25 protein-coding genes and 1 pseudogene are annotated in these 25,770 nt (G+C 73.0%); 11 read left to right on the top strand and 15 right to left on the bottom strand.

All coding sequences use genetic code 11. From position 1 onward, the window contains the following. Positions 1–14 precede the first annotated feature (14 nt). Complete coding sequence (locus ACSNN8_RS34370; protein ID WP_436654335.1) at positions 15–989, bottom strand: radical SAM/SPASM domain-containing protein; 975 nt, start codon at positions 987–989, stop codon at positions 15–17. Between the two features lie 477 nt (positions 990–1,466). On the opposite strand from ACSNN8_RS34370, the gene ACSNN8_RS34365 reads away from it, so the two are divergent. Then, on the top strand, positions 1,467–3,923 hold the full coding sequence (locus ACSNN8_RS34365; RefSeq protein ID WP_436654334.1) for a transglycosylase domain-containing protein: 2,457 nt from the start codon (positions 1,467–1,469) through the stop codon (positions 3,921–3,923). A 21-nt stretch (positions 3,924–3,944) separates the two neighbouring features. On the opposite strand, the gene ACSNN8_RS34360 is transcribed toward ACSNN8_RS34365, so the two are convergent. After that, on the bottom strand, positions 3,945–4,349 hold the full coding sequence (locus ACSNN8_RS34360; protein WP_436654333.1) for an SRPBCC family protein: 405 nt from the start codon (positions 4,347–4,349) through the stop codon (positions 3,945–3,947). A gap of 35 nt (positions 4,350–4,384) precedes the next feature. Continuing rightward, positions 4,385–5,017 (bottom strand): HD domain-containing protein, encoded by a 633-nt coding sequence (locus tag ACSNN8_RS34355; protein WP_436654331.1) that lies wholly within the window; start codon positions 5,015–5,017, stop codon positions 4,385–4,387. A gap of 83 nt (positions 5,018–5,100) precedes the next feature. Here ACSNN8_RS34355 and ACSNN8_RS34350 point away from each other — a divergent pair, with 83 nt between their 5' ends. Next, on the top strand, positions 5,101–6,054 hold the full coding sequence (locus ACSNN8_RS34350; protein WP_436654329.1) for a GlxA family transcriptional regulator: 954 nt from the start codon (positions 5,101–5,103) through the stop codon (positions 6,052–6,054). A 197-nt stretch (positions 6,055–6,251) separates the two neighbouring features. On the opposite strand, the gene ACSNN8_RS34345 is transcribed toward ACSNN8_RS34350, so the two are convergent. After that, positions 6,252–6,788 carry a YbhB/YbcL family Raf kinase inhibitor-like protein gene (locus ACSNN8_RS34345; RefSeq protein ID WP_436654327.1) on the bottom strand — a complete coding sequence of 179 codons (537 nt, stop codon included), beginning with the start codon at positions 6,786–6,788 and terminating at the stop codon, positions 6,252–6,254. Between the two features lie 73 nt (positions 6,789–6,861). On the opposite strand from ACSNN8_RS34345, the gene ACSNN8_RS34340 reads away from it, so the two are divergent. The 3 genes from ACSNN8_RS34340 to ACSNN8_RS34330 all read left to right on the top strand — a co-directional run bounded on the left by ACSNN8_RS34340 (position 6,862) and on the right by ACSNN8_RS34330 (position 9,938). Beyond that, positions 6,862–7,497 (top strand): GntR family transcriptional regulator, encoded by a 636-nt coding sequence (locus ACSNN8_RS34340; protein ID WP_436654325.1) that lies wholly within the window; start codon positions 6,862–6,864, stop codon positions 7,495–7,497. A gap of 903 nt (positions 7,498–8,400) precedes the next feature. Further along, entirely contained in the window at positions 8,401–9,540 is a 1,140-nt protein-coding gene (locus tag ACSNN8_RS34335; protein ID WP_436654323.1) for a GAF domain-containing sensor histidine kinase, read from the top strand. A 41-nt stretch (positions 9,541–9,581) separates the two neighbouring features. After that, positions 9,582–9,938: a PRC-barrel domain-containing protein gene (locus ACSNN8_RS34330; protein WP_436654321.1), complete on the top strand. Its 357-nt coding sequence runs from the start codon at positions 9,582–9,584 to the stop codon at positions 9,936–9,938. An 885-nt stretch (positions 9,939–10,823) separates the two neighbouring features. Here ACSNN8_RS34330 and ACSNN8_RS34325 read toward each other — a convergent pair. The 5 genes and pseudogenes from ACSNN8_RS34325 to ACSNN8_RS34305 form a co-directional block, all read right to left on the bottom strand. After that, positions 10,824–12,062 carry a PEP/pyruvate-binding domain-containing protein gene (locus ACSNN8_RS34325; RefSeq protein WP_436654319.1) on the bottom strand — a complete coding sequence of 413 codons (1,239 nt, stop codon included), beginning with the start codon at positions 12,060–12,062 and terminating at the stop codon, positions 10,824–10,826. Then, a complete protein-coding gene (locus ACSNN8_RS34320) occupies positions 12,059–12,634 on the bottom strand; it encodes a transcriptional regulator (protein ID WP_436654317.1) in 576 nt (191 codons plus the stop codon). Before ACSNN8_RS34320 ends, ACSNN8_RS34325 begins: the two co-directional genes overlap by 4 nt. Beyond that, positions 12,631–13,464 (bottom strand): TetR/AcrR family transcriptional regulator, encoded by an 834-nt coding sequence (locus ACSNN8_RS34315; protein ID WP_436655612.1) that lies wholly within the window; start codon positions 13,462–13,464, stop codon positions 12,631–12,633. The genes ACSNN8_RS34320 and ACSNN8_RS34315 overlap by 4 nt, the downstream gene beginning before the upstream one ends. Before the next feature lie 255 nt (positions 13,465–13,719). Then, positions 13,720–13,896, bottom strand: a pseudogene (locus ACSNN8_RS34310) (TetR family transcriptional regulator); the annotation flags it as partial. A 45-nt stretch (positions 13,897–13,941) separates the two neighbouring features. Next, complete coding sequence (locus ACSNN8_RS34305; protein ID WP_436654315.1) at positions 13,942–14,769, bottom strand: LysR family transcriptional regulator; 828 nt, start codon at positions 14,767–14,769, stop codon at positions 13,942–13,944. 70 nt (positions 14,770–14,839) lie between these two features. Between ACSNN8_RS34305 and ACSNN8_RS34300 the strand changes: the two genes are divergently transcribed. Then, entirely contained in the window at positions 14,840–15,562 is a 723-nt protein-coding gene (locus ACSNN8_RS34300) for an SDR family oxidoreductase (protein WP_436654313.1), read from the top strand. Positions 15,563–15,565: 3 nt separating this feature from the next. Here ACSNN8_RS34300 and ACSNN8_RS34295 read toward each other — a convergent pair whose 3' ends face one another. Next, the gene (locus ACSNN8_RS34295) at positions 15,566–16,381 is read right to left on the bottom strand and encodes an SAM-dependent methyltransferase (RefSeq protein ID WP_436654311.1); all 816 of its coding nucleotides are present in this window, start codon (positions 16,379–16,381) and stop codon (positions 15,566–15,568) included. A 55-nt stretch (positions 16,382–16,436) separates the two neighbouring features. Here ACSNN8_RS34295 and ACSNN8_RS34290 point away from each other — a divergent pair, with 55 nt between their 5' ends. Together ACSNN8_RS34290 and ACSNN8_RS34285 are read left to right on the top strand one after the other, a co-directional pair. Then, positions 16,437–17,204: an SAM-dependent methyltransferase gene (locus ACSNN8_RS34290; protein WP_436654309.1), complete on the top strand. Its 768-nt coding sequence runs from the start codon at positions 16,437–16,439 to the stop codon at positions 17,202–17,204. Beyond that, on the top strand, positions 17,201–17,878 hold the full coding sequence (locus ACSNN8_RS34285; protein WP_436654307.1) for an SDR family NAD(P)-dependent oxidoreductase: 678 nt from the start codon (positions 17,201–17,203) through the stop codon (positions 17,876–17,878). Before ACSNN8_RS34290 ends, ACSNN8_RS34285 begins: the two co-directional genes overlap by 4 nt. On the opposite strand, the gene ACSNN8_RS34280 is transcribed toward ACSNN8_RS34285, so the two are convergent. Genes ACSNN8_RS34280 through ACSNN8_RS34270 form a run of 3 tightly spaced genes read right to left on the bottom strand, consistent with a single transcriptional unit; the run spans position 17,853 to position 20,811 of the window. Continuing rightward, on the bottom strand, positions 17,853–18,701 hold the full coding sequence (locus ACSNN8_RS34280) for a phosphatidylinositol-specific phospholipase C/glycerophosphodiester phosphodiesterase family protein (RefSeq protein WP_436654305.1): 849 nt from the start codon (positions 18,699–18,701) through the stop codon (positions 17,853–17,855). The genes ACSNN8_RS34285 and ACSNN8_RS34280 overlap by 26 nt on opposite strands. 31 nt (positions 18,702–18,732) lie before the next feature. Beyond that, on the bottom strand, positions 18,733–19,557 hold the full coding sequence (locus ACSNN8_RS34275) for a helix-turn-helix transcriptional regulator (protein ID WP_436654303.1): 825 nt from the start codon (positions 19,555–19,557) through the stop codon (positions 18,733–18,735). Between the two features lie 36 nt (positions 19,558–19,593). Continuing rightward, a complete protein-coding gene (locus ACSNN8_RS34270) occupies positions 19,594–20,811 on the bottom strand; it encodes a TIR domain-containing protein (protein ID WP_436655510.1) in 1,218 nt (405 codons plus the stop codon). Between ACSNN8_RS34270 and ACSNN8_RS34265 the strand changes: the two genes are divergently transcribed. Next, positions 20,771–21,508 (top strand): STAS domain-containing protein, encoded by a 738-nt coding sequence (locus tag ACSNN8_RS34265; protein ID WP_436654301.1) that lies wholly within the window; start codon positions 20,771–20,773, stop codon positions 21,506–21,508. The two genes, ACSNN8_RS34270 and ACSNN8_RS34265, sit on opposite strands and share 41 nt — an antisense overlap. A gap of 37 nt (positions 21,509–21,545) precedes the next feature. Here ACSNN8_RS34265 and ACSNN8_RS34260 read toward each other — a convergent pair whose 3' ends face one another. Continuing rightward, a complete protein-coding gene (locus tag ACSNN8_RS34260) occupies positions 21,546–21,896 on the bottom strand; it encodes a hypothetical protein (RefSeq protein ID WP_436655508.1) in 351 nt (116 codons plus the stop codon). A gap of 52 nt (positions 21,897–21,948) precedes the next feature. Here ACSNN8_RS34260 and ACSNN8_RS34255 point away from each other — a divergent pair, with 52 nt between their 5' ends. Together ACSNN8_RS34255 and ACSNN8_RS34250 are read left to right on the top strand one after the other, a co-directional pair. Then, positions 21,949–22,530 carry an O-methyltransferase gene (locus ACSNN8_RS34255; protein ID WP_436654299.1) on the top strand — a complete coding sequence of 194 codons (582 nt, stop codon included), beginning with the start codon at positions 21,949–21,951 and terminating at the stop codon, positions 22,528–22,530. 180 nt (positions 22,531–22,710) lie between these two features. Further along, entirely contained in the window at positions 22,711–24,507 is a 1,797-nt protein-coding gene (locus ACSNN8_RS34250) for an immune inhibitor A domain-containing protein (protein WP_436654297.1), read from the top strand. Here the strand turns inward: ACSNN8_RS34250 and ACSNN8_RS34245 are convergent. Continuing rightward, a complete protein-coding gene (locus ACSNN8_RS34245; protein WP_436654295.1) occupies positions 24,443–25,666 on the bottom strand; it encodes an MFS transporter in 1,224 nt (407 codons plus the stop codon). The two genes, ACSNN8_RS34250 and ACSNN8_RS34245, sit on opposite strands and share 65 nt — an antisense overlap. Positions 25,667–25,770: the final 104 nt, after the last annotated feature.

Below are 25,770 nucleotides of genomic sequence, written 5' to 3'. Positions count from 1 at the left end.
CGTGCCCGCCCCGCTCAGAACGTGTGGTGGTAGAGGGAGCAGCCGCGGCAGACGTCCGGGGGGTCGGCGCTGTCGAGGCGGCGGCGGAAGTCGCGGTAGGCCTCGCCGTACCAGATCTCCGGGAACGACGACTCGGTGAGTGAGCCCAGCGCCACCCGGTCGTCGCCCATCACCATGCAGCAGGGCTGCACGACGCCCGCACTGGTTATATAGGCGGCGTCCCACGGCCACGTGCAGTTGCCGCCGCCCTGGTCGCTCAGCGAAGGCAACCGCAGGTTCAGCCCGAGCTCGCGGGCCACCTGCGAGGCCTCGGCGAAGGACGCCCCGGCGCGATCGCGGTCGGCGCCCGACCACAGGGCCTGTTCGAGGGTGAACGACCGGATCGCGTCGTACTCGCCGGCGGTGTCGCCGAAGTCGTGCGACAGGTTCTGCACGCGCAGCTCGTCGACGCCGATCCCGCTGAGCAGCCGGACGAGGGCGGGCAGCTCGCCGACGTTGTCGCGCATCGCCACGAACACGACCCGGATCCACGGCGTGGCACTGCCGGCCGTCCGTTTCGCCTCCGCCAGGCCGGCCAGGTTGGCGATCACCTGCCGGAAGTCGGCGCCCTCGCGGATCGCCTCGTAGACCCGCGGGCCCGCGCCGTCGAGCGACACGTGCAGCCAGTCCAGGCCGCTGGCCACCAGCTCGTCGGCGCGGCGGCGGCTGAGCAGCGTCGCGTTGGAGTTGAAGCCGACCCGGATGTCGTTGCGCACCGCGGCGCCGACCATCTCCATGAGGTACGGCGACAGCAGCGGCTCGCCCAGGCCCTGCAGCGTCAGCCGGCGTACGGGAACGTCGGCGATCAGGCGGTGGAACAGCTCGGGCCGCATCGCGCCCGCCAGCTTGTTGACCGGCGGCCGGTAGCGCACCAGGCACATCGTGCACCGCAGGTTGCAGGCGGACGTGACCTCGAGCTGCAGGTGGCGCGGAAGCGGAGGATCGGGCACACCCGGCGCGTTCCCTCACCGGTCGGACGCAAACGGGCGGCCGCGAGCCGCGCGCCGGGGGTGGGCCGGATCACTTCGCCGGGCCGCATGGGTGAAAACGCGTCCGTCTTCGCCCGGTTTGGGTTGCCTCGGGACAGTGGCCAAGCTGAATGCGTGCTCCCGCCGGGGTGGCGATCACCCGTACGATGCTCTCGCGAAGCTGGCATCACGACGTACGCGACCCCTTGAACCCTGTTGTCCGCTTCTTGCGGGGTCGTGTAATAAAGAGATCCATTTCGGCGACGACGAGGACAGATGAACCCCTACGGTGATCCGCAGTCCGCGAGCGCCCGGGCCGGTGTGCCCGGCTCTGCCTCGGCCCCCGTGCGTGGCACCGGCAGCCCCGTCCCGCCGGGCGGCCGTGCCTCCGTGGGCTCGGCGTCGGTGGGCTCGGCGTCCGTGGGTGGTCGCGCGCCGGCCGGCTCCGCGAGTGTGGGCGTGGGCTCCGCGAGGGTCGGCACCGCCAAGGTCGGCACCGCGAGCGTCGGATCGGCGAGCGTCGGTTCGGCCGGTGCCGGCACGGCGAACGTCGGTGGGCGGGCCCCGGCCGGCACGGCGTCGGCGGCCGTCGCCCGCGCCGCGGTGCGGCCCAAGCCGGTGACCGGCGAGCCGCCGTCGCCCCAGCGCAAGGACAAGTCGGCCAAGAAGCGCCGCCGCACCAACCTGCTGACCATCGCCGCCGCGCTGCTGGTGATCGTGCTCGGCGCGGGCGTGGTGGGCGCGGCCTGGTTCTTCGACGACGTGCAGTTCACCGAGCCCAAGGCTGAGGACCAGGTCAGCCAGATCTACGCGGCCGACAACACCACGCAGATCGGCAGCATCGGCACCTCGAACCGCTCGCTCGTGCCGTACCAGAGCATCAACCCCGTCATCGGCCAGGCCGTCATGGCCGCCGAGGACAAGAACTTCCTCGACCACCACGGCATCGACATGAAGGGCATCGCCCGCGCCGCCTGGAACAACTTCACCGGCGGCGACAAGCAGGGCGCCTCGACGATCACCCAGCAGTACGCGCGGCACGCCGCCGAGCTCAAGGAGATCAGCTACAACCGCAAGCTGCGCGAGGCCGTGATCGCCCGCAAGATGGAGGACCACTACTCCAAGGGCGAGATCCTGGGCCGCTACCTCAACTCGGTGTACTTCGGCCGGGGCGCGTACGGCATCGAGGCGGCCGTGAAGGCGTACTTCGGCAACTCCCGCTCGTCGCTGACCCCGCCCGGTCAGAAGGGCGCGATCACCGCCGCCGAGGCCGCCGTCATCGCGTCGGTCATCAAGCAGCCCGAGCCGTCGACGACGCACCGCGGCTACGACCCGCAGAACAACATCAAGGACGCCAAGATCCGCTGGCAGTACACGCTGAACAACATGCTGGAGAAGGGCTGGATCAAGCAGCTCCCGGCGGCGTACCCCAAGGTGCAGAAGTTCGACGCGGACGCGTGCCGCACCTCCTGCGGCAACGACAAGGCCACCGGCAAGATCGTCAAGTACGTGAAGCAGGAGCTGCGCGCGATCGGCATCAGCGACGCCCAGCTGCAGAAGGGCGGCCTGCGGATCACCACGACGATCAACCCCGCGGTGCAGAAGGCCGCCGAGACCGCGGCGAACCGCACCAGCAGCAAGTCGCCGCTGCGCAAGCTCGACGCCACGTACAAGACCGCGCTCGTCGCCGTCGACCCGGCGACCGGGCACGTGCTCGCCTACTACGGCGGCAACGACGGCGTCGGCTGGGACTACGCGGGCCCCAACTACAACTCCGACGGCGAGTTCATCGGCGGCGGCCGCCCGCCCGGCTCGACCTTCAAGATTTACACGCTGCTGGCGGCGCTGAGCGACGGCTACGGCTTCGACACGACCTGGGACGCCGACGCCAAGAAGGTCGGCGGCGACGCGATCAACAACTCGAGCCGGACGAACTTCACGTGCGACCGGCGGCGCTGCCCGCTCGACGAGGCGACCATCCAGTCGTACAACTTCCCCTTCTACCACCTCGCCGCGAAGCTCGGGCCCGACAAGATCGCCGAGGCCGCGCACAAGGCCGGCATCCAGTACATCGCCAGCCCGACCAAGATCGGCGTACGGGTCGACCTGAACAAGACCAAGGGCGACGCGCTCAAGCAGTTCGGCAACGAGATCGGGTACGGCCAGTACGCCATCACCGCGCTCGACCACGCCAACGGCGTCGCGACCCTGGCCAACGACGGGCTGTACAACAAGGCCCACTTCGTGAAGTCGGTGCAGAAGCGCGACGAGAAGACCGGCAAGTTCAAGCCGTTCCACACCGAGCGGATCAAGGCGACCCCCGTCTTCGACCCCAACGTCGTGGCGGCCATCGACCACGTGCTGCAGAAGATCCCCGGCAAGAACGACCGCGCCCTCAGGAACGGCTACGACGCCATCGGCAAGTCCGGCACCTGGGAGTACCAGGACGGCAAGTCCGGCGAGAACGGCGACGCGTGGTGGGTCGGCGCGACCAAGCACATCGCCGCGTCGGTCTGGATCGGCCGCGAGAAGGTCGAGAAGGACAAGATGAAGCTGCTGCCCATCTACAAGCCGGGCACCAGGAAGGGCATGACCGGCGGCTCCACCCCGGGCGAGACGTGGAAGGTCTTCATGGACCTCGCCAACAAGGCCATCGACGCCGAGAAGGACAAGTTCCCCGACAACGTGCAGGTCGGTGACCCGAACAAGAAGGGCAACGGCCTCGACCCGCTGCCCCCGCCCCCGCAGAACGACGGTTGCCTGTTCGGCGGCGCCGTCTGCCCCGGCGGCCAGCCGGGCCAGCCCGGCACCGGCCAGCCCGGCCAGCCCGGGACGGGTCAGCCGGGCACCGGCCAGCCGGGGACCGGCACCCCGCCGATCAACAACGCCAACCGGGGGATCGTCCCCGCGCAGTGACGCGGCCCGGCCCGGCCCGGCTCAGCGGGCGGCGACGAGCCGGCGCAGGGCCAGCCGGGCGAGCGGCAGATAGAGCAGCACGGCCGGCGCGAACCCCTCGAGCGCGAGCACCGTGCGGCTGCCCTCCGCGGTGGCCTCGACGGTGTGCCACAGGTTCATCCAGACGCCGGCCGCCGAGACGGTCCACGACCAGGCGTACGGCGCCCGGACCTTGAGGACCTTGAAGTGCACCGGCAGCCCCAGCGGCCCGTGCACCGTTCCGCCGGTGCCGGGCTGCAGCATCGGAACGGGATAGTCCACCGACCGGATCTGCGGCGACCACTCCGGCCACCGCGCCGGGCGCACGTAGCTCTCCCACACCTCGTCGGCGGGCCGCGGGCCCCGCACCTCCACAGCCCGGCGTAGCACCGGTCGGATCAGCTCCACGGACCCATGATTCCGCGAAACGGCCGTCGCTAACCTCACGACGGCCAGGGGGAGTCCTCGATGACCCGGACGAAGTCGATGTGGCGGAAGCCGGGCACGCGGTGCTCGAGCACGTCGCCGTTCACGGTGCCGAACGTGGTGGCGGGGCGGTGGCGGAAGCCGTTCGCGAACGCGTCGACGATGGCGCGCTTGAAGTCGCCCCGCGGGTGCGCGGCGGTCACCGCGGCGATGTCGGCGGGGGAGAGGTCGGCGTGGCCGATGCCGAGCACGTCGGTCTCGACACCCGCGGTGACCAGGGCGACTTCGGGTTCCAGGCCGTACGGGACCTCGGGCGTCGTGTGCAGCGCGATGCCCTCCCACACCAGGCGCGCCTCGTGCTCGCCGATGCCGTGCGAGCGCAGGAAGCGGCGGGCCTCGTCCGCGCCGTCGAGCTCGAAGCGCTGGTCGTCGCGGCGGTAGCGCTCGGTCAGGCCCAGGTCGTGGAACATCGCGCCCACGTACAGCAGCTCGGGATCCGCCTTCAGGCCGCGGCGCAGGCCCTGCAGCGAGCCGAACAGGAACACCCGGCGCGAATGGTGGAAGAGCAGGTCGTCGGTGGCCTCGCGGACCAGCTCGGTGGCCTCGCGGGCGAGGGCGGAGTCGGGAATGTCGATACCGGCGATGGTCATGCGTCGAGCCTCACGCCCGCGGGCCGCCCACGGCCCCGTCCGTTCTGCCATGCTCCCCTCGGATCGGGACATGGAGGGTACGGGTGCACAGGATCACGGCGCTGGTGTTCGACGGCATGAAGCTGCTCGACCTGGCCGGGCCGTTCGAGGTCTTCGCCGAGGCCGCGAAGTTCGGGGCGTCCTACGAGCTTTCCGTACGCTCACCCGGCGGCGCCGCGGTCGTGTCGTCGACCGGCCTCCGGGTCCCCGTGGACGGCCCCGCGAGCGGCATGCCGGGCGGCGGCACCGCGCTGATCGTCGGCGGCGACGCCCTGCCGACCACGCCGCCGGACCCGGCGCTGACCGCCGCGGCGACACTGGTGGCCCGCCGCGCCGACCGTGCCGCCTCGATCTGCACCGGCGCCTTCGTGCTCGCCGCCGCCGGTCTGCTCGACGGCCGCCAGGCCACCACCCACTGGCAGCACACGCGGTTGCTCGCCGCCGCCTACCCGCGGGTGAGCGTCGAGCCGGACGCGCTGTTCGTGGCCGACGGCCCGATCGTCACCTCGGCGGGGGTCTCCGCCGGCATCGACCTGGCGCTGGCGCTGGTCGAGCACGACCACGGCGAGGAGGTCGCCCGGGCGGTGGCCCGCTCGCTCGTGGTCTTCCTGCAGCGCCCCGGCGGCCAGTCGCAGTTCTCGCCGTCGCTGGCCGTGCCGCGGCCCTCGGCACCCGCGCTGCGCCGGGTGACCGACGCGGTGGCCGCCGATCCCGCCGGCGACCACTCGGTGACGGCGCTCGCCGCCCGTGCCCACGTCAGCCCGCGCCACCTCTCCCGGCTGTTCCGCCGGGAACTGCGGACGACCCCGGCCGAGTACGTCGAGAGCGCGCGCATCGATGCCGCGGTCCGTCTGCTGCACGAGGGCACCTCCGTCACGGCCACCGCCCAGCGCACCGGCATCGGCAGCCCGGAAACTCTCCGGCGCGCCTTCGTGGCCCGGTTCGGGGTGTCGCCGAGCGCCTACCAGCAGCGTTTCCGCTCCACGCCGCCCGGCTGAGCGCCCGGCCGCGAGCCGTGATGAGTGCACGGCCGGCCCGTCGTCAGGGTCTGCCGCGGCGGCTCTTGGGCGCGCGGGGCCGTTCCCGTCGTGGGGGTCTGCTGCGGGCGGCTTCCGGGTGCACGGTTGGAGCGGTCGGCGGGGTGCTTCGGCCGGCCGTGGTGCATGCACGGCCGGCCGAGTCAGTGGGGGAGGCCTTAGGCGGCCGGGATCTCCGCGGTGGCGACGATCGTGGCGCGGGCGAGGACGTGGCCGAACATCGTGAAGCCGAGCAGCGCCGGCGTCGCGTCGCGGGCGACCCCGAGGTCCTCGACGTCGAGGGCGTGCACGGTGATGAAGTAGCGGTGCGCGCCGTGGCCGGCCGGCGGGGCCGCGCCCACGAAACGGGCCGCGCGGGCGTCGTTGGGTAGCTGGAACGCCTCTGCGGGCAGGCCCGAGCCGGTGTCGTCGCCCGCGCCCTCGGGCAGGGACGTCGTACCGGCCGGGATGTTGGCGACCGCCCAGTGCCAGAAGCCGGAGCCGGTGGGGGCGTCCGGGTCGTACACGGTGACGGCGTAGCCGCGGGTGCCCTCGGGCGCGCCGCTCCAGCTCAGCTGCGGCGACGCGTCCTGACCGCCGGGGACGCCGAACATGCCGGACATCTGCGCGTCGGGCAGCGGCTCGCCGTCCTTGACGCTCGTGCTCGTGACAGTGAAGCCCGCAACCTCGGGCAGCCGCGCGAACGGGTCGTTCATGTGCTCCTCCTTGATGATCACCTACGATCGACTACCGTACAGATAATCGATTATCTGCGGTAGGGTGATCGGCATGACACCGTCGGAGAAGGTGTACGCGTCGTTGCGCACGGCCGTGCTGCAGGGCGAGGTCGCCCCGCGGCAGGCGCTCAAGCCCCAGGAGCTCGCGACCCGCCACGGGGTGAGCCTGGCGGTCGTACGGGAAGCTCTCCTGCGTCTCGTCGGCGAGGGCCTGGCCGATCGGCTGCCCAACCGTGGCTTCGCCGTGCCGGCCGTCGACGCCGAACGCTGGCAGCAGATCGCCGAGGCGCGCGGCATCACCGAGCCCGCCGCGCTGCGCCTGGCCATCGAGCGGGGGGACCTGGAGTGGGAGGCCCGCGTGCGGGCCGCGCACCACCGGTTGGCCGGCACGCCGTACCGGGACGGTGGTCGTCTCAGCGAGGCGTGGGCGCAGGCGCATCGGGCGTTCCACCGCACGCTGCTCGAGGCGTGCGGCAACGACGTGCTGCTGGCGACCTTCGACCGCTTGTGGACCTCCAGCGAACTGGCGCGCCGGTGGGCCGCTCCGGGCGATCCCTTTCGCGATGCCGACGCCGAGCATCTCGCCCTGGAGGAGGCCGTCCTGGCCCGGGACGCCCCCCGCGCCGCCGCGCTGCTGCACCGCCACATTGTCCGAACAGCAGCCGCGCTGGGCGCCGGCAGCGACTGATCCCCGCCCGCAGAGATAGCGGCACCCGTGACGGCACGGCCCCCTTAACGTGACGCCGCCCTTACCTTCACCTCACCTAGCCACGTCGCGCTCCGCCTCGACTCACCTGGCCGAGTCGCGCTCCACCTCGATTCTCCGGCCGCGGCCGCCTCGCCCTCACCCGGCCGATGCGCGCGGTCTTGCGGTCGACGCGGACCGCCTCCCTCGCCCGGCCGCATCCCGCCTTGCCTCGCGTTGCTACCGGCGTCGTGCCTCGCCTACGTTCCTGCCGGTGTCCCGTCTTGCCTCGCTACACCTCATCCTGCCCGCCTCGCTACACCCGCCTCCCGCCTCGCCTCGGGTCCCGCCTCGACTTGCCCAGCCTCCGCCTCGCCCTGCCCCACGTCCCGCCTCGCCCTGCCCGACGTCCCGCCTCGCTCGGGGCCCGCTCGACTTGCCCCGCGTCCCGCCTCGCCTCGGGTCCCGCCTCGCCTTGCCCCGCCTCCCGCCTCCCGCCTCCCGCCACGCGTCGTCCGGCCCGTTTCACCTCGCCGAGCCGTCTCCCGAAACTGAGCGACCGCTGCTACCTGCCGATTCAGTCCATCGCCTCAGTTCTCTATCCGAGGAGCCTAGCCTCCTAGGATGCTGACGCAGCGTGTGCGGGGCAAATGATGTTGCCGGTCGAGCAAGACACGGTGATGGCAGCACTCCGAAGCGCCGGACGTGACGTCGTACTGGCGACATTTGATGTCGCAGCAGCCGATGACGTCGCCGTGCCGGACGAGGAGGTCTGCGGTGAGGGGCGTGCTGATCACTGCTCCCGCACTGCAACGGCCGGTCCGTACAGCCGGCGGCTTGCGCGCCGATTGTTCGCGCTGCCGGGTCGGGAGCGTACGGGGGAGAGCAGCGATGGTGTCGTTGAGTGTGGAACCGCGCCATCTCGCGGCCGGGAGCTACCGGGCTGCGGTTGCGGACGTGCCCGAGGTGCTCGAGCTGGCGGCGGACGTCTGCCAGGCGCCGATGGCCGCGCTCAAGGTGGCCGACGAGGCGTACGCGCACTTCGCGGCGACGCTGGGCCTGCCGGTCGCTCTGGACGTGCCCAAGTCGCGGTCGCTGTGCGACATCGTCGCGGGCACGCACGACACGATGGTCGTCGACGACGCGCCGCACGACCCGCGAGTCGCCGGGCACCCGCTGGTCGCCGGGGCCACGCACGTCAACTTCATCGCCGCGGCCCCGCTGCGCCACGACGGGCACATCGTGGGGGCGCTGTGCGTCTTCGACAACGACCGGCGCAGCCTCGACGCGGAGACCACCCGCCGCTACCTGGAGCGGCTCGCGCGCCGCGTCGACACCGAGACGGGCCTGCGGCACCTGCTGAAGCACCGGTCGCCGTACGAGCTGACTGCGCAGGACGACCTGCTCGCCACGGTCTCGCACGAGTTCCGCACGCCGCTGTCCGCGATTCAGGGCTACGCCGAGCTGCTCACCGACACGCCGGGTGCCGTCCCGCCCGCGTACGCCCATCAGCTCGAGGCGATCGGCCGCAACGCCGGGCGCCTCCGCCGTACGGTCGACACCCTGCTGCGCGCCGTGCACCAGCACCGGCACGAGCCCGTCGGGAACCCCCGTACGGTCGACCTGGCGTGCCTGGCCACCTCGCTGGCAGCCGGTTTCGGCGACGCAGGTTCGCGCATCGTGCTGGAGCGGCCGGCTTACCCGGTGCCGGTGTGCGCCGACCCGCACCTGCTCGAGGTCGCGATCGGACACCTGCTGAGCAATGCGCTGGGCTTCAGCGAGCCCGACCGGACCGTGACGGTGTCGGTCACCGACGCCCCGCACCCCGTGCTCGAGATCCGCGACCAGGGCCCGGGCCTCGGCGCGGACGAGATCGGCCTGTTGGGTACGCCGTTCTTCCGCGGCGCCGACGCGCGCCGCAACGAGGCGCCCGGCATGGGTCTCGGGCTGGCCGTCACGCGGCGCATCATCCAGGCGCAGGGCGCGGACCTCACGTTCGCGAGCCCCGCCGGGGGTGGCCTGAGCGCGCGGGTCACTTTCGTCTGAGCGGCTGTTTCGCCGGGGAGCGGGCCGGGCACCTGACGTGCATGTTCCCCGCTGAGAACCTGCGCGACTGGCGCGGCGAAAAGGTCATCGACCCGGACGGCGACAAGATCGGCGACTTGGAGGCGGTGTATTTCGACACCGCGACCGACCAGCCGGCGTTCGCCACCGTACGTGTCGGCTTCATCGGCCGGCACAAGCTCGCTTTCGTGCCGCTGGACGGCGCCACCGTGAAGCCCGACGCGGTGCGGGTGCGCTACGAGAAGAAGGTCGTCGGCGACGCCCCCACGATCGAGCTGGACGGCGAGCTGACCGCAGCCGACGAGCCGCGCGTGTTCGCCCACTACAACCTGCCCTACCAGACCGGCGCGGCCGGCGAACGCCGCCTCGCTCGTCGCTGAATCAGCCCTGCCCCGCCCACCCAGGGGGCGGACCATATCGCAGTTCCCTGAGCCGGCGCTGACCGTTGTGGACAAGCTGTCCTTCGTCCACAGGCGCGCCGGCTCGATCGACGGAGACCTCCGGCGCGGTGGAGAATACGGCCGGAGGTCTCGTCGCACACCGGCGGCGCAGTCTCCGCCCATGGAGAGAAGCTGGGCGTGAGCCGCCGGTGGCGAGCCGGATCGACGGGACGCGGCCGGCCGACCGGTCGGCGCGGGCGGTGGGTGAGGCGCATCGCTGCGGGCCGCAGGCTGCGTTGCGCGGGCGCAAGCTGAGCGGCGAGCTGCGCGGTCGCGAGCGCTGAGCGGCTTGTGCGGTCGCGAGCGCTGAGCGGCTTGTGCGGTCGCGAGCGCTGAGCGGCTTGTGCGGTCGCAAGCATTGGGCGGGTCGCGGTCGCGGGCGGCAGGGAGCGTTGCGCCGTGGCACCTCACTGGGCCGGGTCGCCTTGTGGGCGGTTGCCCGTAGCAGCGGGCAGGCTGGATCGGGGACGAGCTCGATGTCCGGAAGGGCCGCATCAGGAGCCGAGAGCTGCGTACGCGTTGGCCCTGTGCGCCGCGCTGGGCGGCGGGCCGCTCGCGAGGAGTAGGCCGGGCGGCGCCATCGCGAGTGACCCCATTGCGCGGTCGCGAGCACTGGGCGGCCTGTGCGGGTCGCGGACCGCAGGTCAGTCACGTTGTGCGGTTGCAGGCGCTGGGCCGGGTCGCCCTCGTGGGCGGAGGGCTGCTGTACGCGCGGGCGGCGCGTTGGATTGCGCTGCACAGGGCACCTGGCTGGGCGCGCGGTCGCAGGCGACTGGCTGGGCGCGCGTCGGCGGCGGGTGCCGACGTCGGCGTCGGCGCGAGCGGCTAAAGCAGCGCCCGCGCGGCGGCCAGGCGGGCGGGGGCGGAGCGGGGGGAGCGATCCCCGGAGACGTCGTCGGCCCAGGTGAGCAGACGGTGCAGGTGGGGGTCGGCTACCGGGAGGACGGTGCCGGGATTGCCGAGAGCTACCGCGCCGCTGGAGCCGTCGATGGTGAGCAGGGTGCCTTCGGTCAGGTCGTCGAGGCCGGCGGCGTCGACGACGGCGGGCTTGCCCAGGGCGCGGGCTACCACGGCAGCATGGCTGGCCAGGCCGCCGCGGCTGGTGAGGACGCCGGCGGCGGCGGCGAGGCCGGGCAGGTCGAGCGGGGAGGTGACCGGGCGCACCAGGATGACGGGGCCGGGCATGCGGGTGGCGCGCTCGGCGGTGAGGGCTACGCGTCCGCTGGCCACGCCGGGGGAGGCGCCGCGGCCGCGGGTCAGCAGGGCGTGGTCGAGCATGCGCGGGGTCGCGGCGGCGCGCAGGTGCCGGGGGGTGATGCGCCGGAGGGCTTCGCGGCGGTCGATGAGGTGTTCGTCGGCGAGGTCGACGGCGACCCGTACGGCGGCGCGCGGGGTGAGGCCGCCGGGGCGCACCTGCAGCAGCCACAGGCGGCCCGACTCGATGGTGAACTCGACGTGGCAGGCGTCGCGGTAGTGCCGTTCGAGCCGGTCGAGCGCGGCGGCCAGTTCGGGCAGCGCGGGCAGCGGCCCGGTGCTGAACCGGCCGGACACCACGTCGTCGCCGCGGTGGCCGGGCAGGTAATCGCCGTACGGGGTCGGCTCCCCGGTGGTGGGGTCGCGGCTGAAGGCGACGCCGCTGCCGCTGGCGGCGTCGCGGTCGCCGTACACCATGGACTGCACGATCACGGCGGTGCCCAGGTCGTGCGGGATGCCGTGCAGTGAGCGGTACGTGATGGCGCGCGGCGTGTTCCACGAGGCGAACACCTCCCGTACGGCGTCGGCGACCGACCCGCGCACGTCCAGCGCGGTGGTCATCATGCCCGGCATGGACACCGCCGCGCCCGAGCGGACGGACACTGCTTCCGCCCCCAGCCGGGAGACGGCCGCATCGAGCCCGTCGGGCAGCCGACCGTCGCGCAGATAGGCCCGGCAGGCGTCGACGCTCACGACGAACCCGTCCGGCACCGGCAGCCCGAGCCGTCGCAGCACCACCAGGCCGTACGCCTTGGCACCGATCACCTCCGGGGGCGCGTCGAGGTCCGCCGTCAGCGGGAAGATACTCATCGGCGCGGGATCCCGAGCGTGGCCAGCAGGTCCTCGTGCAGCTGGAACCACACCACGTGGTACGAGGTCAGGCTGTCGGCCAGCTCCCCGGTGTCGCCGGCGCGGGCCCGGTCGAGCGCCGCGCCGAGCCGTTGGCGGTAGCGGTCCAGGCGGGGCAGCGCGCCGAAGACGACCTGCGCGCGCCCGTCGAGGTCGGCGAACCGGTCGAGGACCCGCGCGTCGTACGCCGCGTCACGGTGATCGTTGGGCGTGGTGATCCCGTCGAGCGTGCGCAGCTGCCACGCCGAGCAGAGGTCCAGCAGTTCGGGGTTGAGGACCAGGAACTGCTCGTACGCCGCCTCGACCGCCGGCCGGGCGCCGCCGGCCTCGAGCTCCGCGGCAGTCTGCCTGGCGTCCTCGGCGCGCCCGGCGTCGGTGAGCCCCCACGCTCCCATCGCGCGGGTCACCAGCCCGTCCACGGCCAGGTCGATGAGCTCGGACTCCACCTCGGCGGCGGGCAGCCCGGCGGCGTCAGCGACGCGGCCGAGCTCGGCGTGGCCGATGCAGCGCAGCGTGTGCAGCACGGGGTTCATGAGCGCACCGCCACCGCGTGGGCGGCGCCGCGGCCTTCCGCCCGTGCCACGATGTGGCCCGCTGTCAGGCGTACGGCCGCTTCGGTCCGCCGTTCCGCCGGTGCGCCGATCGCCGCGGCGAGCGTGCCCCGGTCGTCGAGGACGAGCCGCAGCCCCGGGTGGATCGCGGGCCCGGCCACGCGGCGCAGGCAGGCGGTCAGGTCAGTGACGCGCAGCCGCACGAGCGCGCCGGTCTCGGCCGGGTCGTCGGTCACGAGCGCGACCACCACCGTGTCGCCGGGCCGGGCGGCGCGCACCGCCTCCTCGGCCGCCTCGAGCCGGTCGGCGCCGAGCACCACGACCAGGCCGTCGCCGCCGAGGTCGGTGGGCAGGCCGGTGAGCTCGTCGGTCGGCGGGTCCGGCGGGGTCCACGGCTCGCGGACCGGCCGCGCCGGGGAGACGTACGGCAGGTGGGGCGGGTCCCAGGCGTCGGCGAGTTCCAGCCCGGCGAGGTGCCGGCAGGCGCGCGCCACGTCGAAGGGGTCGCCGAAGCCGGGCGCGGTCTCGGCCAGGTGGGCGGCGCCGTGCAGCAGCGTGAGGATCAGCTCGGCCAGCCGCTCCCGGCGCCCGGCGGTGCGCCCGCGGCGCGATTCGAGGGTGAGCGCCAGCAGCAGCGCCTCGAGCCGGGTGAGCTGCGCCAGCGCGGTGCGCCCGGGCTCGTCGTCGAACACGCCGGTCAGCGACCGGCCCCGCAGCCGTCCGGGCCCGGGCTCGTCGGTGGTGAGGGGGAGCCGCTCGAGCCAGATCCGGGCGAAGGCCTCGGCAGCCCCCGCGAGATCCAACGACTGCACCGGGGACGACAGACTGACGACATCCCAGCTCCCGGACGACTGAAGGCCGGCAGACGCCGCGCCGGAAGTGGGCGGCCCGGAAGTGGGCGGCCCGGAAGGCGGCGGCCCGGAAGGCGGCGGCCCGGAAGAGGGCGGCCGGGAGAAGGGCAGCCCAGGAGATGACGGCCCGGAGGACGGCAGCCCAGAAAGTGGCGGCTCAAGAGGCGGCTGCCCAGAGGATGGCGGGTCGACCGTGCCGAGCAGCACGGCCAGATAGAGCGCCCGCTTACTGGAGAAGTTCGAGTAAACGGCCCCCCGCGTCAACTCGGCCCGCTCGGCGATCCGGTCGACCTTGGCGTCGGCATAACCGTGCTCAGCGAACTCCTCCCGCGCCGCCGCGAGGACGAGAGCCCGCGTGCGCGCCTGCTGTTGAACCCGGGTCAGCCGAACCATGCCCGGAACGATACACCCACCATCCGGATGATGGCGACATCCGAATCAGAGCCGGGCAGCCGCCAGGACGAGCCCCGCGACCGCCCGGGAACGGCTGTGCGGCGGCCACGCCAGGACGGTCGTGACCAGCGGCGCGTCCACCACCGGCACGGTCGTGACGCCGTCGCGCAGCATCGGCCGGACCGACTCGGGCAGCACGGCCACGGCCCGCCCCAGCGACACGAGCTGCAGCAGCTGGGTGTTGTCGCGCACCTCGGGGCCGGTCCCGTCGCCGTACGTGCCGTCGGCGCCCGGCCAGCGCGGCAGCGACAGTTCCGCGATCTCCGACATCCGTACGCCGGACCGGCCGCTGAGACGGTGACCGGCGGGCAGCAGTAGCACCTGGCTCTCGGTGTGCAGCTCCTCGCTGTCCAGGCCGGCGACCGAGTCGAACGGCAGGTGCAGCAGCGCGACGTCGGCCCGGCCGTCGCGCAGCCACTGCTCCTGCTGCCCGGGCCCGCTGAGCGCCACCTCGACCGGCACGGCGCCCGGCTCCGCGGCGTACGCGTCGAGCATCTTGGCCAGCAGCTCCTGCGACGCGCCGGCCTTGGAGACGAGCACCAGCGCGGCGCTCTCCGCGGCGCGGCGCGTACGCCGTTCCGCCGCCGCGACCGCGTCGAGCGCGGCCCGTGCCTCGCGCAGCAGCACCGCCCCGGCCTCGGTCAGCGTGACGGCCCGGCTCGTGCGCCGCAGCAGCTCCACCCCGAGCCGGCGCTCCAGCTGGCTGATCGCCCGCGACAGCGGCGGCTGCGCCATGCCCAGCCGTTCTGCCGCCCGTCCGAAGTGCAGCTCCTCGGCCACGGCCACGAAGTAGCGCAGCTCCCGCGTTTCCATACCCTCACGGTATCGCTGCCCACCGACATGGTGTTGGCCCCGCGGCCGCGCACGGCGAACGATTCGAGGCATGAGCGAACAGACGATTGCGCTGGTCACCGGCGCGAACAAGGGCATCGGGTACGAGATCGCGGCGGGCCTGGGAGCGCTGGGCTGGGCCGTCGGTGTGGGCGCGCGCGACGATCAGCGGCGCGAGGCCGCGGTGGAGAAGCTGCGCGCGGCCGGCGTGGACGCGTTCGGGGTGCCGCTGGACGTCACCGACGACGCGAGCGTCACCGCCGCCGCGGCGCTGCTGGCCGACCGTGGCGGCCTGGACGTGCTGGTCAACAACGCGGCGATCACCGGGGGGTGGAAGCAGGAGCCCACGGTGGTCGATCCGGAGACCCTGCGGTCGGTCGTCGAGACCAACGTGATCGGGGTCGTGCGCGTCACCAACGCGATGCTGCCGATGCTGCGCCGCTCGGACGCGCCGCGCATCGTCAACATGTCCAGCAGCGTGGGCTCGCTGACGCTGCAGTCGGACCCGGCGGGCGACACCGGGCCGATCTCCGGGGCGTACGCGCCGTCGAAGTCGTTCCTGACCGCGATGACGGTGCAGTACGCCAAGGAGCTGCGCGGCACGAACATCCTGATCAACGCCGCCTGCCCGGGCTTCGTGGCGACCGACCTCAACGGGCACCGCGGGCACCGCACCCCCGAGCAGGGCGCGGCGATCGCGATCCGCCTGGCGACGCTGCCCGCCGACGGGCCGAGCGGCGGCATCTTCGCCGACTCGGGCCCGGTGCCGTGGTGACCGTCAGGGCTTGCGGCCGACCGCCGTCCAGATGTTGACGTCGTTGCGCGGAGGCAGCTGCGTGCCCGGCTCCGGGCGCCACTCGCTGGCCGGCACGACGCCCGGCTCGACGAGCTCGAGGCCCTCGAACAGCTCGGCGAACTCGTCGTGGCCGCGGGTCCACACGTCGGACTTGCCCTGCTCGACGAGCTGCCGGTAGAGCGCCTGCTGCTCGGGCGTGCCGAAGTCGGAGGTGGCGTGGGTGGCGACCAGGTAGCTGCCAGCCGGCAGCGCGTCGAGCAGCTCGCGCACGATCGGCCGGGCGGCGCCGTGGCCGTGGATGAAGTGCAGCACGGCGATCAGCATGAGCCCGACCGGCCGGTCGAGGTCGAGGGTGTCGCGCAGCGCCGGGTTTCCCAGGATGGCGCGCGGCTCGTTGAGGTCGGCCTCGATGTACGCGGTGCGCCCCTGCGGGCTGCTGGTCAGCAGCGCGCGGGCGTGCACCATCACCAGCGGGTCGTTGTCGACGTAGACGATCCGCGACTCCGGCGCCACCCGCTGGGCGACCTCGTGGGTGTTGTCGGCGGTGGGCAGCCCGGTGCCGATGTCGAGGAACTGGCGGATGCCGGCCTCGGCGGCCAGGAACCGGGTGGCCCGCTGCAGCATCGCCCGGTTGATCAGCGCGCCCTGGCGCACCGCGGGGAACAGCCTCTCGAGCGCGTCGCCCGACTCGCGGTCGGCGGCGAAGTGGTCCTTGCCGCCGAGCCAGTAGTTGTAGCGCCGGGCGGGGTGCGGGACGCTCGTGTCGAGACCTGCGGATGCCGCGCTGGTGTGATCCACAGCCGCACCCTACCGCCGGTTCCCCCGCACCGTCATCGGGGTCCACAATAGAGGCATGGACGAGCAGCTCGACACGAGCGTGCCGCAGACGGCGCGGATCTGGAACTACTGGCTGGGCGGCAAGGACAACTTCGCGGTCGACCGGCAGGTCGGCGACCAGATCCGCGAGGCCTTCCCCGACATCGTCGACAACGCCCGCGCCTCGCGGGCGTTCCTGGTGCGGGCCGTCACCCACGTGGCCGCCGACGCCGGGATCCGCCAGTTCCTCGACGTCGGCACCGGCCTGCCGACCGCCGACAACACCCACGAGGTCGCGCAGCGGGTGGCCCCCGAGGCCCGCATCGTCTACGTCGACTTCGACCCGCTGGTGCTGGCCCACGCGCGGGCCCTGCTGACCAGCACCGCCGAGGGCGTCACCCAGTACGTCGACGCCGACGGGCGCGACGCGGCCAAGGTGCTCGGCGAGGCCGCGCAGACGCTCGACCTCAGCCGCCCGGTGGCGCTGATCATGTCGGGGCTGCTGGGTCACGTCACCGACGACGACGAGGCGCTGGGCATGGTCCGTGCCTACGTCGACGCGCTCGCGCCCGGCAGCTACTTCATCGCGCTGGACGGCTCGCACAGCGTCGAGCACGGCGAGGCCGAGAAGATCTGGAACGAACAGGCCAACCCGCCGTACGTGCTGCGCAGCCACGCCCAGTTCGCGCGGTTCTTCGACGGCCTCACGCTGGTCAGCCCCGGTGTCACCTCCGCGCCGCTGTGGCGGCCCACCGAGGAGGCGCCCAAGCCCCTCGACGTGGTCTGCGGGGTCGCGGTCAAGTGAGCCGTACGGCGGTGGTCACCGGCGGCCTGAGCGGCATCGGCGCAGCCACGGCCGCCCGGCTGCGCGCCGACGGCGTCAAGGTGCACACGCTGGACGTCGCCGAGGGCGCCGACCTGCCCGCCGACGTCTCCTCCGCGGAGCAGATGCAGGAGGCCGCCGCGCGGATCGGACCGGTCGACATCCTGGTCAACTCGGCCGGGATCGTCGGCCCGGGCGCGCCGCTGTGGGAGATCGCGCCCGAGGACTGGGAACGGGTGTTCGCGGTCAACGTGCGCGGCACCTTCAACGCGTGCCGGGCGTTCGTGCCCGGCATGCTCGCGCGCGGCTGGGGCCGGATCGTGAACCTGGCGAGCATGGCCGGCAAGGACGGCAACCCGGCCATGTCGCCGTACTCGGCGTCCAAGGCCGCCGTCATCGCGCTCACCAAGTCGCTGGGCAAGGAGCTGGCCACCAGCGGGGTGCTGGTCAACGCGGTCGCGCCGGCCGTCATCGCGACGCCGATGAACGCCGGCACCGACCCGGACGCGCTGGCGCACATCACCAGCCTGATCCCGATGCGGCGGGTGGGCCGGCCGGAGGAGGTCGCCGAGCTGATCGCCTGGCTCGCCTCCGACCGGGTCACCTTCTCGACCGGCGCGGTCTACGACATCAGCGGCGGACGAGCGACCTATTAGTCAGGAACGCCTGCAGCCCGGCCAGGTCGTCGGTGTTGATGTGGTCGACGTCCGCGGCCACCAGCTCGCGCCACACGGCCTCGCGCTCGGGCCCCGGCACGTCCGGCGTCGCCCAGAAACGCACCCGCTGCCGGTTCGCGTGTGCGTCGCGGACGAACTGCCGCAGCTTGGCGCGCTCGGCCTGCGGCATCGGTCCGGCGCCCTCCCAGGTGAACAGCGTCGTCCAGTTGTCGCTGATCAGCGGGATGAACGTCGCCGGCGCGCCCGAGTTGAGGTCCGCCGCGCGCCCGTCGTAGAAGGCATGGCGCACCCGTTGCGCGCTCATCAGCTCGCGGGGCCGGTCGCCGCTGACGACCACCGTCACGGCGTCCTTGAAAACCCGGCCCCAGGCGTACGTGGTGAGGATGCTGCGGTAGCGGCGCAGCACCCGGTCCAGCTCCGTGTAGGTGGCCGCACCGGTGTTCTTGATGTCGACCAGCAGCTGCAGCGAGATCGGGCTGCCCCGGTAGACGCGGCCGTGGTTGGCCCGCACCCGCTGCACGAGCGGGTCCAGGTAGAGGCTCTGCAGCGTACGCCCGGCAACGACGTCCCCGGGGTCGTGCGCGACCAGCAGCTGGCCGCCGACCAGGTAGATGTCGGCCTCCACGCTGGTGAAGCCGTGCGCCAGCGCGTCCGCCAGCGGGCGCTCGTGCTCGTAGTCGTTGTGGGCGTGCGCGCGGGGCAGCGGGCGCACGCCGTGGCGCACGTCCGCTTGCGCGACCGCGGGCGCGAGGGTCAGCATCGCGCACACCGCGGCGAACAGGGTCAGCACTCGACGGGTCATGCGCCCGACGCTAGACATCCATCGTGAAGTGTCAATGACGCAGACCGGAACGGCCGTTGAGCATGCCCAGCAGGGCCACGGCGTCGGCGCTGGGCGAACCCGGCTCGGCGGAGTAGACCGTCAGCTCCTGACCGTCGGTCCCCCGTACGGCGAAGGTCTGCACCCGCAGCGTGAGCTCGCCGACCTCGGGGTGGCGCAGCGTCTTGACGTCGATCGTCTTGCCGCGGGCGTCGTGCTCGCGCCACAGCGCCGCGAACTCGGGGCTGCGCTCCAGCAGCTCGGCCAGCACGGCACGCACCCGGGGATGGCCGGGCGCCTCGCCGAGCCGCACGCGGAAACCGGCCACCGAGTTCGCCGCCACCGCGGGCCAGTCGGCGTAGAACTCGCGCGCCCGCGGGTCGGTGAAGACCGCGAGCATGAGGTTGCGCGACAGCCCGGCGAACAGCGCCTCGCCCAGCGGGTTGGCGGCCAGCACGTCGTACGCGCGGCCGAGCACCAGTGCGGGCGTGGCGGGCCAGGAGTCCAGCAGCTCAGCCAGGGCCGGGTCGACGCGCTCGGCGGCGTGCGAGACGCGATCGCGCGGCGCGAGACCGGCCAGCCGGAACAGGTGCGCGCGGCCGTCGTCGCCGAGCCGCAACGCCACCGCGAGCGACTCGGCGACCTGCGCGGACGGGGTGCGCTCGCGACCCTGCTCCAGGCGTACGTAGTAGTCGACGCTCACCCCGGCGAGCAGCGCGACCTCCTCACGGCGAAGCCCCGCCACCCGCCGGTCGCCGTGCTCGGGCAGCCCCACCTGCCCGGGCCGCACCGCGGCGCGGCGGTGACGCAGGAAGTCGCCCAGCTCGGAGGTCGGCATGCCCCGACTGTAGGCCCGCGCCGGCCGGACCGTGACCTACCGGCGCTGGTCGTGAGCCCGCCACTGCTGGGCCAGGTGCCCACTCTTCTTGTCGCACACCTCCAGCCGCAGCGTGGTGTCCTGGTGAGGAGCCGCGACCGGCCGAGCGACGCAGAACTCGTCCGCGCCGGCGTAATGGATCTGCCAGTACCGGTCGTTGCCGTTCGTGCTCTCACCCCAGTCCTCGAAACGCCATGCCGGAGCCGACGCGCAGTGGTCGAGGACGAGCCTCCGGTCGACGACACGTTCGTCCGCGGTGACCGCCAGGCACAGATCCGGGGCGTGTTTGAACTGCAGCTTCCACCGGGTTCTGTCCTGGCCGCCGGGGTGCAGCGCGATCAGTTCCTGTCTGTCACCCGGTCCGCATGGGGAGCGGCCGACACCCGCCCCGGCCTCCGCCAGCCCGCCCAGCGCTTCGATGCACCGCGGACCTTCAGCGATCGGGCCGTCGGTGCTGACCACCTGCCCGAGATAGCCGTCCCGCAGAAGCGCGCCGGTGTATGCCGGCGAAGGTGTGGCTGTGGTCCCCGGCGTGTTGCTGCGGTCGTTCAATGCGTATGCGGTCGCGCCGCCGATGAGCGCGACTGCAGCTGCGGCCGGCGCCACGAGCCGGTAGCGCCGCCGGGCCGCAACCCCGGCCGGTGGGGGACCGTCGGCCGCCCTCGCGAGGTCCTCGAGGAACCGCCGGTCGGGCAGCCGGCCGTCGTGCGCGTCGAAGTAGTGCCTCCCGGCCACGGCATAGAACTCCTCCCCGGACAACAGCACGGGGAACACCGGGATCTTGAGCTTTCTCGCCCAGGCGAGTTCGTTGCCGACATGGTCCGATCCGGCGGAGTCCGGCGTCATCACGACGACCATCGCGGCCGCGCCCTCGATCCGCCTGCGGATCTCGTTCTCCCACTGCGAGCCGTAGTGGATCTCGGTGTCGACCCACACCTCGGCACCCGCGGCGCGGAGATGGCGGACGAGGTCCATCGTGTAGGTCTTGTCGCGGCGGCTGTAGCTGACGAAGACGTAGCCCGGCACCGCCCCATCAGAGCAGCCGTCGCGCAAGGTCACCAGTGTCGCCGGCCATCCGTCGTTCGGGCGATGGGCATGTGACCAGGGGTTGCGCGGTCGTGACGCAGAGGAGTTTGGTGGGAGCGCGACGACGGGGAGGCTCACCGAGGCTGCGATGCTCACAACCGCGATCGACCGAAATCTGAACAGCGGCATCACGACGGTACGCCTCGCCGGCACCCTGGCGCTGGGCACCGTGCCGGAGGTCCGCGGGGCGATCGCCAAGGCCGTCGCGGAGTGCCCGGCCGCGGTCGTCGTGGACCTGCAGGGGCTGCGCCACGACGGCGACGCGCTGCTCGGGGTGTTCGCGGCGATGACCCACGACGCGCAGCTGCACTGGGGAGTTCCGGTGCTGCTGTGCGGGGCAGCCCCCGAGGTGCGCCACGCCCTGCACGCCTTCCGCACGTACGTGGCCCTCTACGAGGACCGCGCGCACGCGTCGCTGGCCGTGCACGCCAACGTGCCGCGCTGGGTGCGCCGGCATCTGCCGCCCGTGCCCGAGAGCGCGGCGGTCGCCCGCACCGTGACCGGCGAGGCGTGCCTGACCTGGGGCCTGACCGATCTGCGCAACCCCGCCCGGCTGGTCGCCTCGGAGCTCGCCGCGAACGCGATCCTGCACGCGGTCACCGCGTTCGACCTCGTGGTCGTCCACACCGGCCGGTTCCTGCGCATCGCCGTGCAGGACGGCAGCACCACGCTGCCGCGGCTGAGCGGGGACCCGCCCGCCACCAGCACGCTGATGCGTCCCGGCACCGGCCGCGGCCTGCGCATCGTCGCCGCCGCGAGCACCCACTGGGGCGTCACGCCGCTGCCCACGGGCAAGATCGTCTGGGCGCTGATGCGGTCCGAGTGACAGTGCATCCGAGTGGCGGTGCAACAGCCCGGGGCCGTCAGTCCGGGGTGACCAGGCCCTGCAGGCCCACGACGACGGCGATCAGGCCGAAGACAGCGAGCAGCAGCGCCGGCGGCGCCTTGCGGCGGGTCAGGCGGTCCCACAGCAGCGCGACGCCGACGAGGATGCCGACGACCTCGAAGTGGAAGACGTGCGGGCCGTTGAACAGGTGCACCAGCAGGTAGAAGCCGCCGGCGACCAGGGCGGCCACGCCGACCACCCAGCCGAAGGGGGCCACGCGGTCGGCGGCGCGCTGCAGGGTGTCGCCGGCGCGGGGCAGGCGGCGCAGCAGCGAGACGGCCAGCAGGAAGCCGCCGACGATGTTCGCGAGATCGAGCAGGAGGGCCATCAGCACGGCGCGTCGTTTACCCGGGAGCGCTCCCACGGGAAACATGGACCCCATGGACGCCGAACTCCGCGACTTTCTGTCGACCCTGCACGCCGAGGGCGCCGCGCGCGACGCCGCCGAGAACGACCGGCTGCGCCGGCTGCGCAACCTCGAGCCGGCGACGGCCGAGCTGCTCACCTTCGTGCTGCGCGCCGCCCGGGCCCGCGACATCGTGGAGATCGGCACGTCGAACGGCTACTCCGCGATCTGGCTGGCCGACGCGGCCCGCGACACCGGCGGCACGGTGACCACCGTGGACGTCAAGGAGTGGCCCGGCGTGGTGGAGAACCTCGAACGCGCCGGCGTGAGCGTGCGGCGCGAGATCGCCGACGCCGCGGACTTCCTCGCCGCCCGCCCGGACGCGAGCGTCGACCTGCTGTTCCTCGACGCCGAACGCACCGAGTACGCGAGCTGGTGGCCGCACCCCGCGCGCGTGCTGCGGCCCGGGGGAGTGCTGGCCGTCGACAACGTGCTCTCGCACCCGGAGGAGGCCGAGGCCCTGCTGTCGCTGATCGCCGCCGACGCGAACCTGGTGCCCGGCACCGTCTCCGTCGGCAAGGGCCTGCACCTGGCCTGGCGGCGCCTCGCCGACTGAGCAGGCCGTTTCCGGCCGGCTTCAACCCGGGGGCCGACGTCGGCCCACGGTATGAGCCAACCGCTAGTGCCGATCGATGCATCGAGATTCATAAGATTCATCGATCGGACGCGAGGCGGAAACGACGATCGACGAACGTGCTCGCGGTCCGGCTTGCGCCTACCGGCAAAGGAGCACTCGTTGAGGAACCAGTTCACCGCCGTGCTGGCCGCCGTCTCCGCGATCGCGGTGACGGCCGGCTTCACGGCAGCGCCCGCGGCCGCCGCACCCGGCGCCGCGGACCGCCCGGCCGAAGCGTCGCTGGGCGAGGACAACCTGCCGCACCCGCTGGGCGAGCAGCGGGAGGCCGAGCGCACGGAGGCGCTCGAGAAGCTCATCGCCGGGGAGGTGACGACCGAGCGGCGTACGGGATCCGACGTCATCAGGCTCGGCGGCAACCGCTTCGTCGAGTACCGCAAGAAGGAGACGAAGACCGACCCGATCCTGACCTTCCTCGTGGAGTTCGGCGACGCGACCCACCCGGCCGCCGGGGGCGCCGCGGGGCCGCTGCACAACCGGATCGCCGCGCCGGACCGGGCCGACGACAACTCCACGATCTGGGCCCCCGACTTCAGCACCGCGTACTACAAGGATCTCCTGTTCGCCAAGAACAAGGAGTCGATGACCACGTTCTACTACAAGCAGTCGGGCGGCCGGTACACGGTGGGCGGCGACGTCTCGGACTGGGTGAAGGTGCCCTACAACGAGGCGCGCTACGGCAGCAACGAGGTGCCGGAGGACGACGGCTACTGGAACTTCGTCAAGGACAGCGCGACCGCCTGGTACGACGCGCAGGTCGCCGCCGGCAAGTCCCCCGAGCAGATCAGGGCGTACCTCAAGACCTTCGACATCTGGGACCGCGACGACTTCGACGGCGACGGCGACTTCAACGAGCCGGACGGCTACGTCGACCACTTCCAGGCCATCCACGCCGGTGAGGGCGAGGAGGCCGGGGGAGGCGCGCAGGGCGCGGACGCCATCTGGGCCCACCGCTGGTACGCCTTCTCCGACCTGGCCGGTGTGGCGGGCCCCGAGGGCAACCTCGCCGGCGGCGTGCAGATCGGCGACACCGGCATCTGGATCGGCGACTACACGACCGAGCCGGAGAACGGCGGGCTCGGCGTCTTCGCCCACGAGTACGGCCACGACCTGGGCCTGCCCGACCTGTACGACACCGCGGGCGGCGACAACGGCACCGGCTTCTGGACGCTCATGTCGGCCGGCTCGTGGCTGGGCCACGGCGCGCCGACGATCGGCTCGACGCCCGGCTACATGGGCGCCTGGGAGAAGCTGTTCCTCGGCTGGTCGAACTTCGTGACCGTCAAGCCCGGCAAGGCCAAGTACGTGACGCTGGGCTCGGCCGCCAACGCCTGGAGCAGCGCCCTGCCGGAGACCGTGGTGGTGCCGCTGGCCGACGGGTCGTACTACGCGGCGGAGTACCGCTCGTACACCGGCTACGACGAGGTGCTCCGGACCGGCCCGTACAACTGGGGGTGGCAGAGCACCCGGCCCAAGTGGGCGGAACGCTTCCCCTACCAGGACGGTCTGCTCGTCTGGTACGTCAACCCGGCGGCCGGCAACAACAACACCAGCCGCCACCCGGGCACGGGCCTGAGCCTGCCGGTCGACGCCCGCCCCGCGCCCGTCGTGTTCCCCGACGGCACCCTGCTGAGCAACCGGCGGCAGCCGTTCGACGCGACGTTCGGCCTGCAGCGCACCGACCCGGTCACGTTCCACCGCAACGGCGAGCCGGTCTCGGTGCCGCGGCAGCCGGCGATCCCGGTCTTCGACGACTCGGACCCGCTGGCCTACTGGAACGCCGCCAACCCGCAGAACTCGGTGAAGGTCGCCGGCGCGGGCGTCAAGCTGGAGGTCAAGACGCAGGTGGGCGGGCAGGTTCCGCTGATGACGCTGAAGGTGACTCCGCCGGCGCAGTAGCCGGGGCGGGCCGGGCCCGCAGACCGGCCCACAGCAGCAGCAGGCAGACGCCGATCAGCACGGGCTCCAGCGCGAACGCGGTGACCAGCCCGTGCCGGTCGGCCAGGGCGCCGAGGGCGTACGGGGACACGGCCGCGACCAGCCCCAGCACGAGCTGGGACCGGGCGTTGGCCGTGTCCTCGCGGCCGTCGGCGGCGTCGAGGGTGAGCGCCAGCGCGAGCGGATAGAGGTTCGCGATGCCCAGGCCGCACAGGAACAGGCCCGCGACCGCGGGCGCCGGCCGGTCGGCCAGCCAGAACAGCGCGAAGCCCGCGCCGGTGAGCGCCAGCGACCCGTACAGCACCCGGACGCCGCGGCCCGGGCGGCGGGTGATCCGCGAGCCGAGCACCCGGCCGACCAGGATGCCGAGGTAGTTGCCGCTGAGCGCGGTGCCCGCGGCCGCGGCGGACAGCCCGGTGCCGATCAGCATCTGCGGCCCGAAGTAGACCAGGCAGAACTCGATCGCCGAGCTCACCGCGGTCAGCACCGCGAACAGCCAGCACGCCAGGGGCAGCCGCCCGCTGCCCGCCGCCGCGCGCTGCTGGGGCCGGGCCGGCAGCGGCCGCCGCCGATACGTCAGGAACAGCACCACGAGGACGGCGGCCGGCAGCGCGAACGTGACCCGCCAGCCCAGCGCGCTCGCCGCCAGCGCGCCGAGCACGAGCGGCGCGACCACCGCGGACGCGCCGGCGCCGATGTTGGCCTCGGTCAGCGCCCGGTCCCGCAGCGGACCGTGCCGGTCGGACAGGATCGCCTGGATGACCGTGAGCAGGGTCGCCCCGGCCATGCCGAACACCAGCGCGCCGGTCAGCGTGACGGGCACGGTGCCGCCGAGCGTGTAGAGGGCCGCCCCGGCCGTGGTGCCCGCCGCCGAACCCCAGAACAACGCGCCCCGGGACAGGCGCCGCGCCGCCCACGCGAACCCGGCCCCGGTCAGCGCGGCGCCCACCGACCACACCACCGAGTAGATGCCGAGCAGCGTGTACGAGAACCCGAGCTCCTCGCGCAGCAGCGTCACCGACGGCCCGAAGGCGTACAGCCAGAACGTGAAGCACCCCAGCGCGGCGTAGGACAGCACCGTCGGCCCGTCCCTGTCGAAAGTCTCTGTGTATCGATACACACGTCGAGTGTGCGCCGGTCGCCGGCGAAACGCAACCTCCGGAAGTCCTTGGAAGTGCAGCGGAAGTTTCGGTTGCTCTATTGACGTACGTCGTTTCCGATCCC

The sequence above is a fragment of the Actinoplanes sp. URMC 104 genome (assembly GCF_051386375.1).
GTDB lineage: Bacteria > Actinomycetota > Actinomycetes > Mycobacteriales > Micromonosporaceae > Actinoplanes.
The sequence above is the reverse complement of the archived record's forward strand: the minus strand, read 5'-3'. Positions and strand labels throughout refer to the sequence as shown.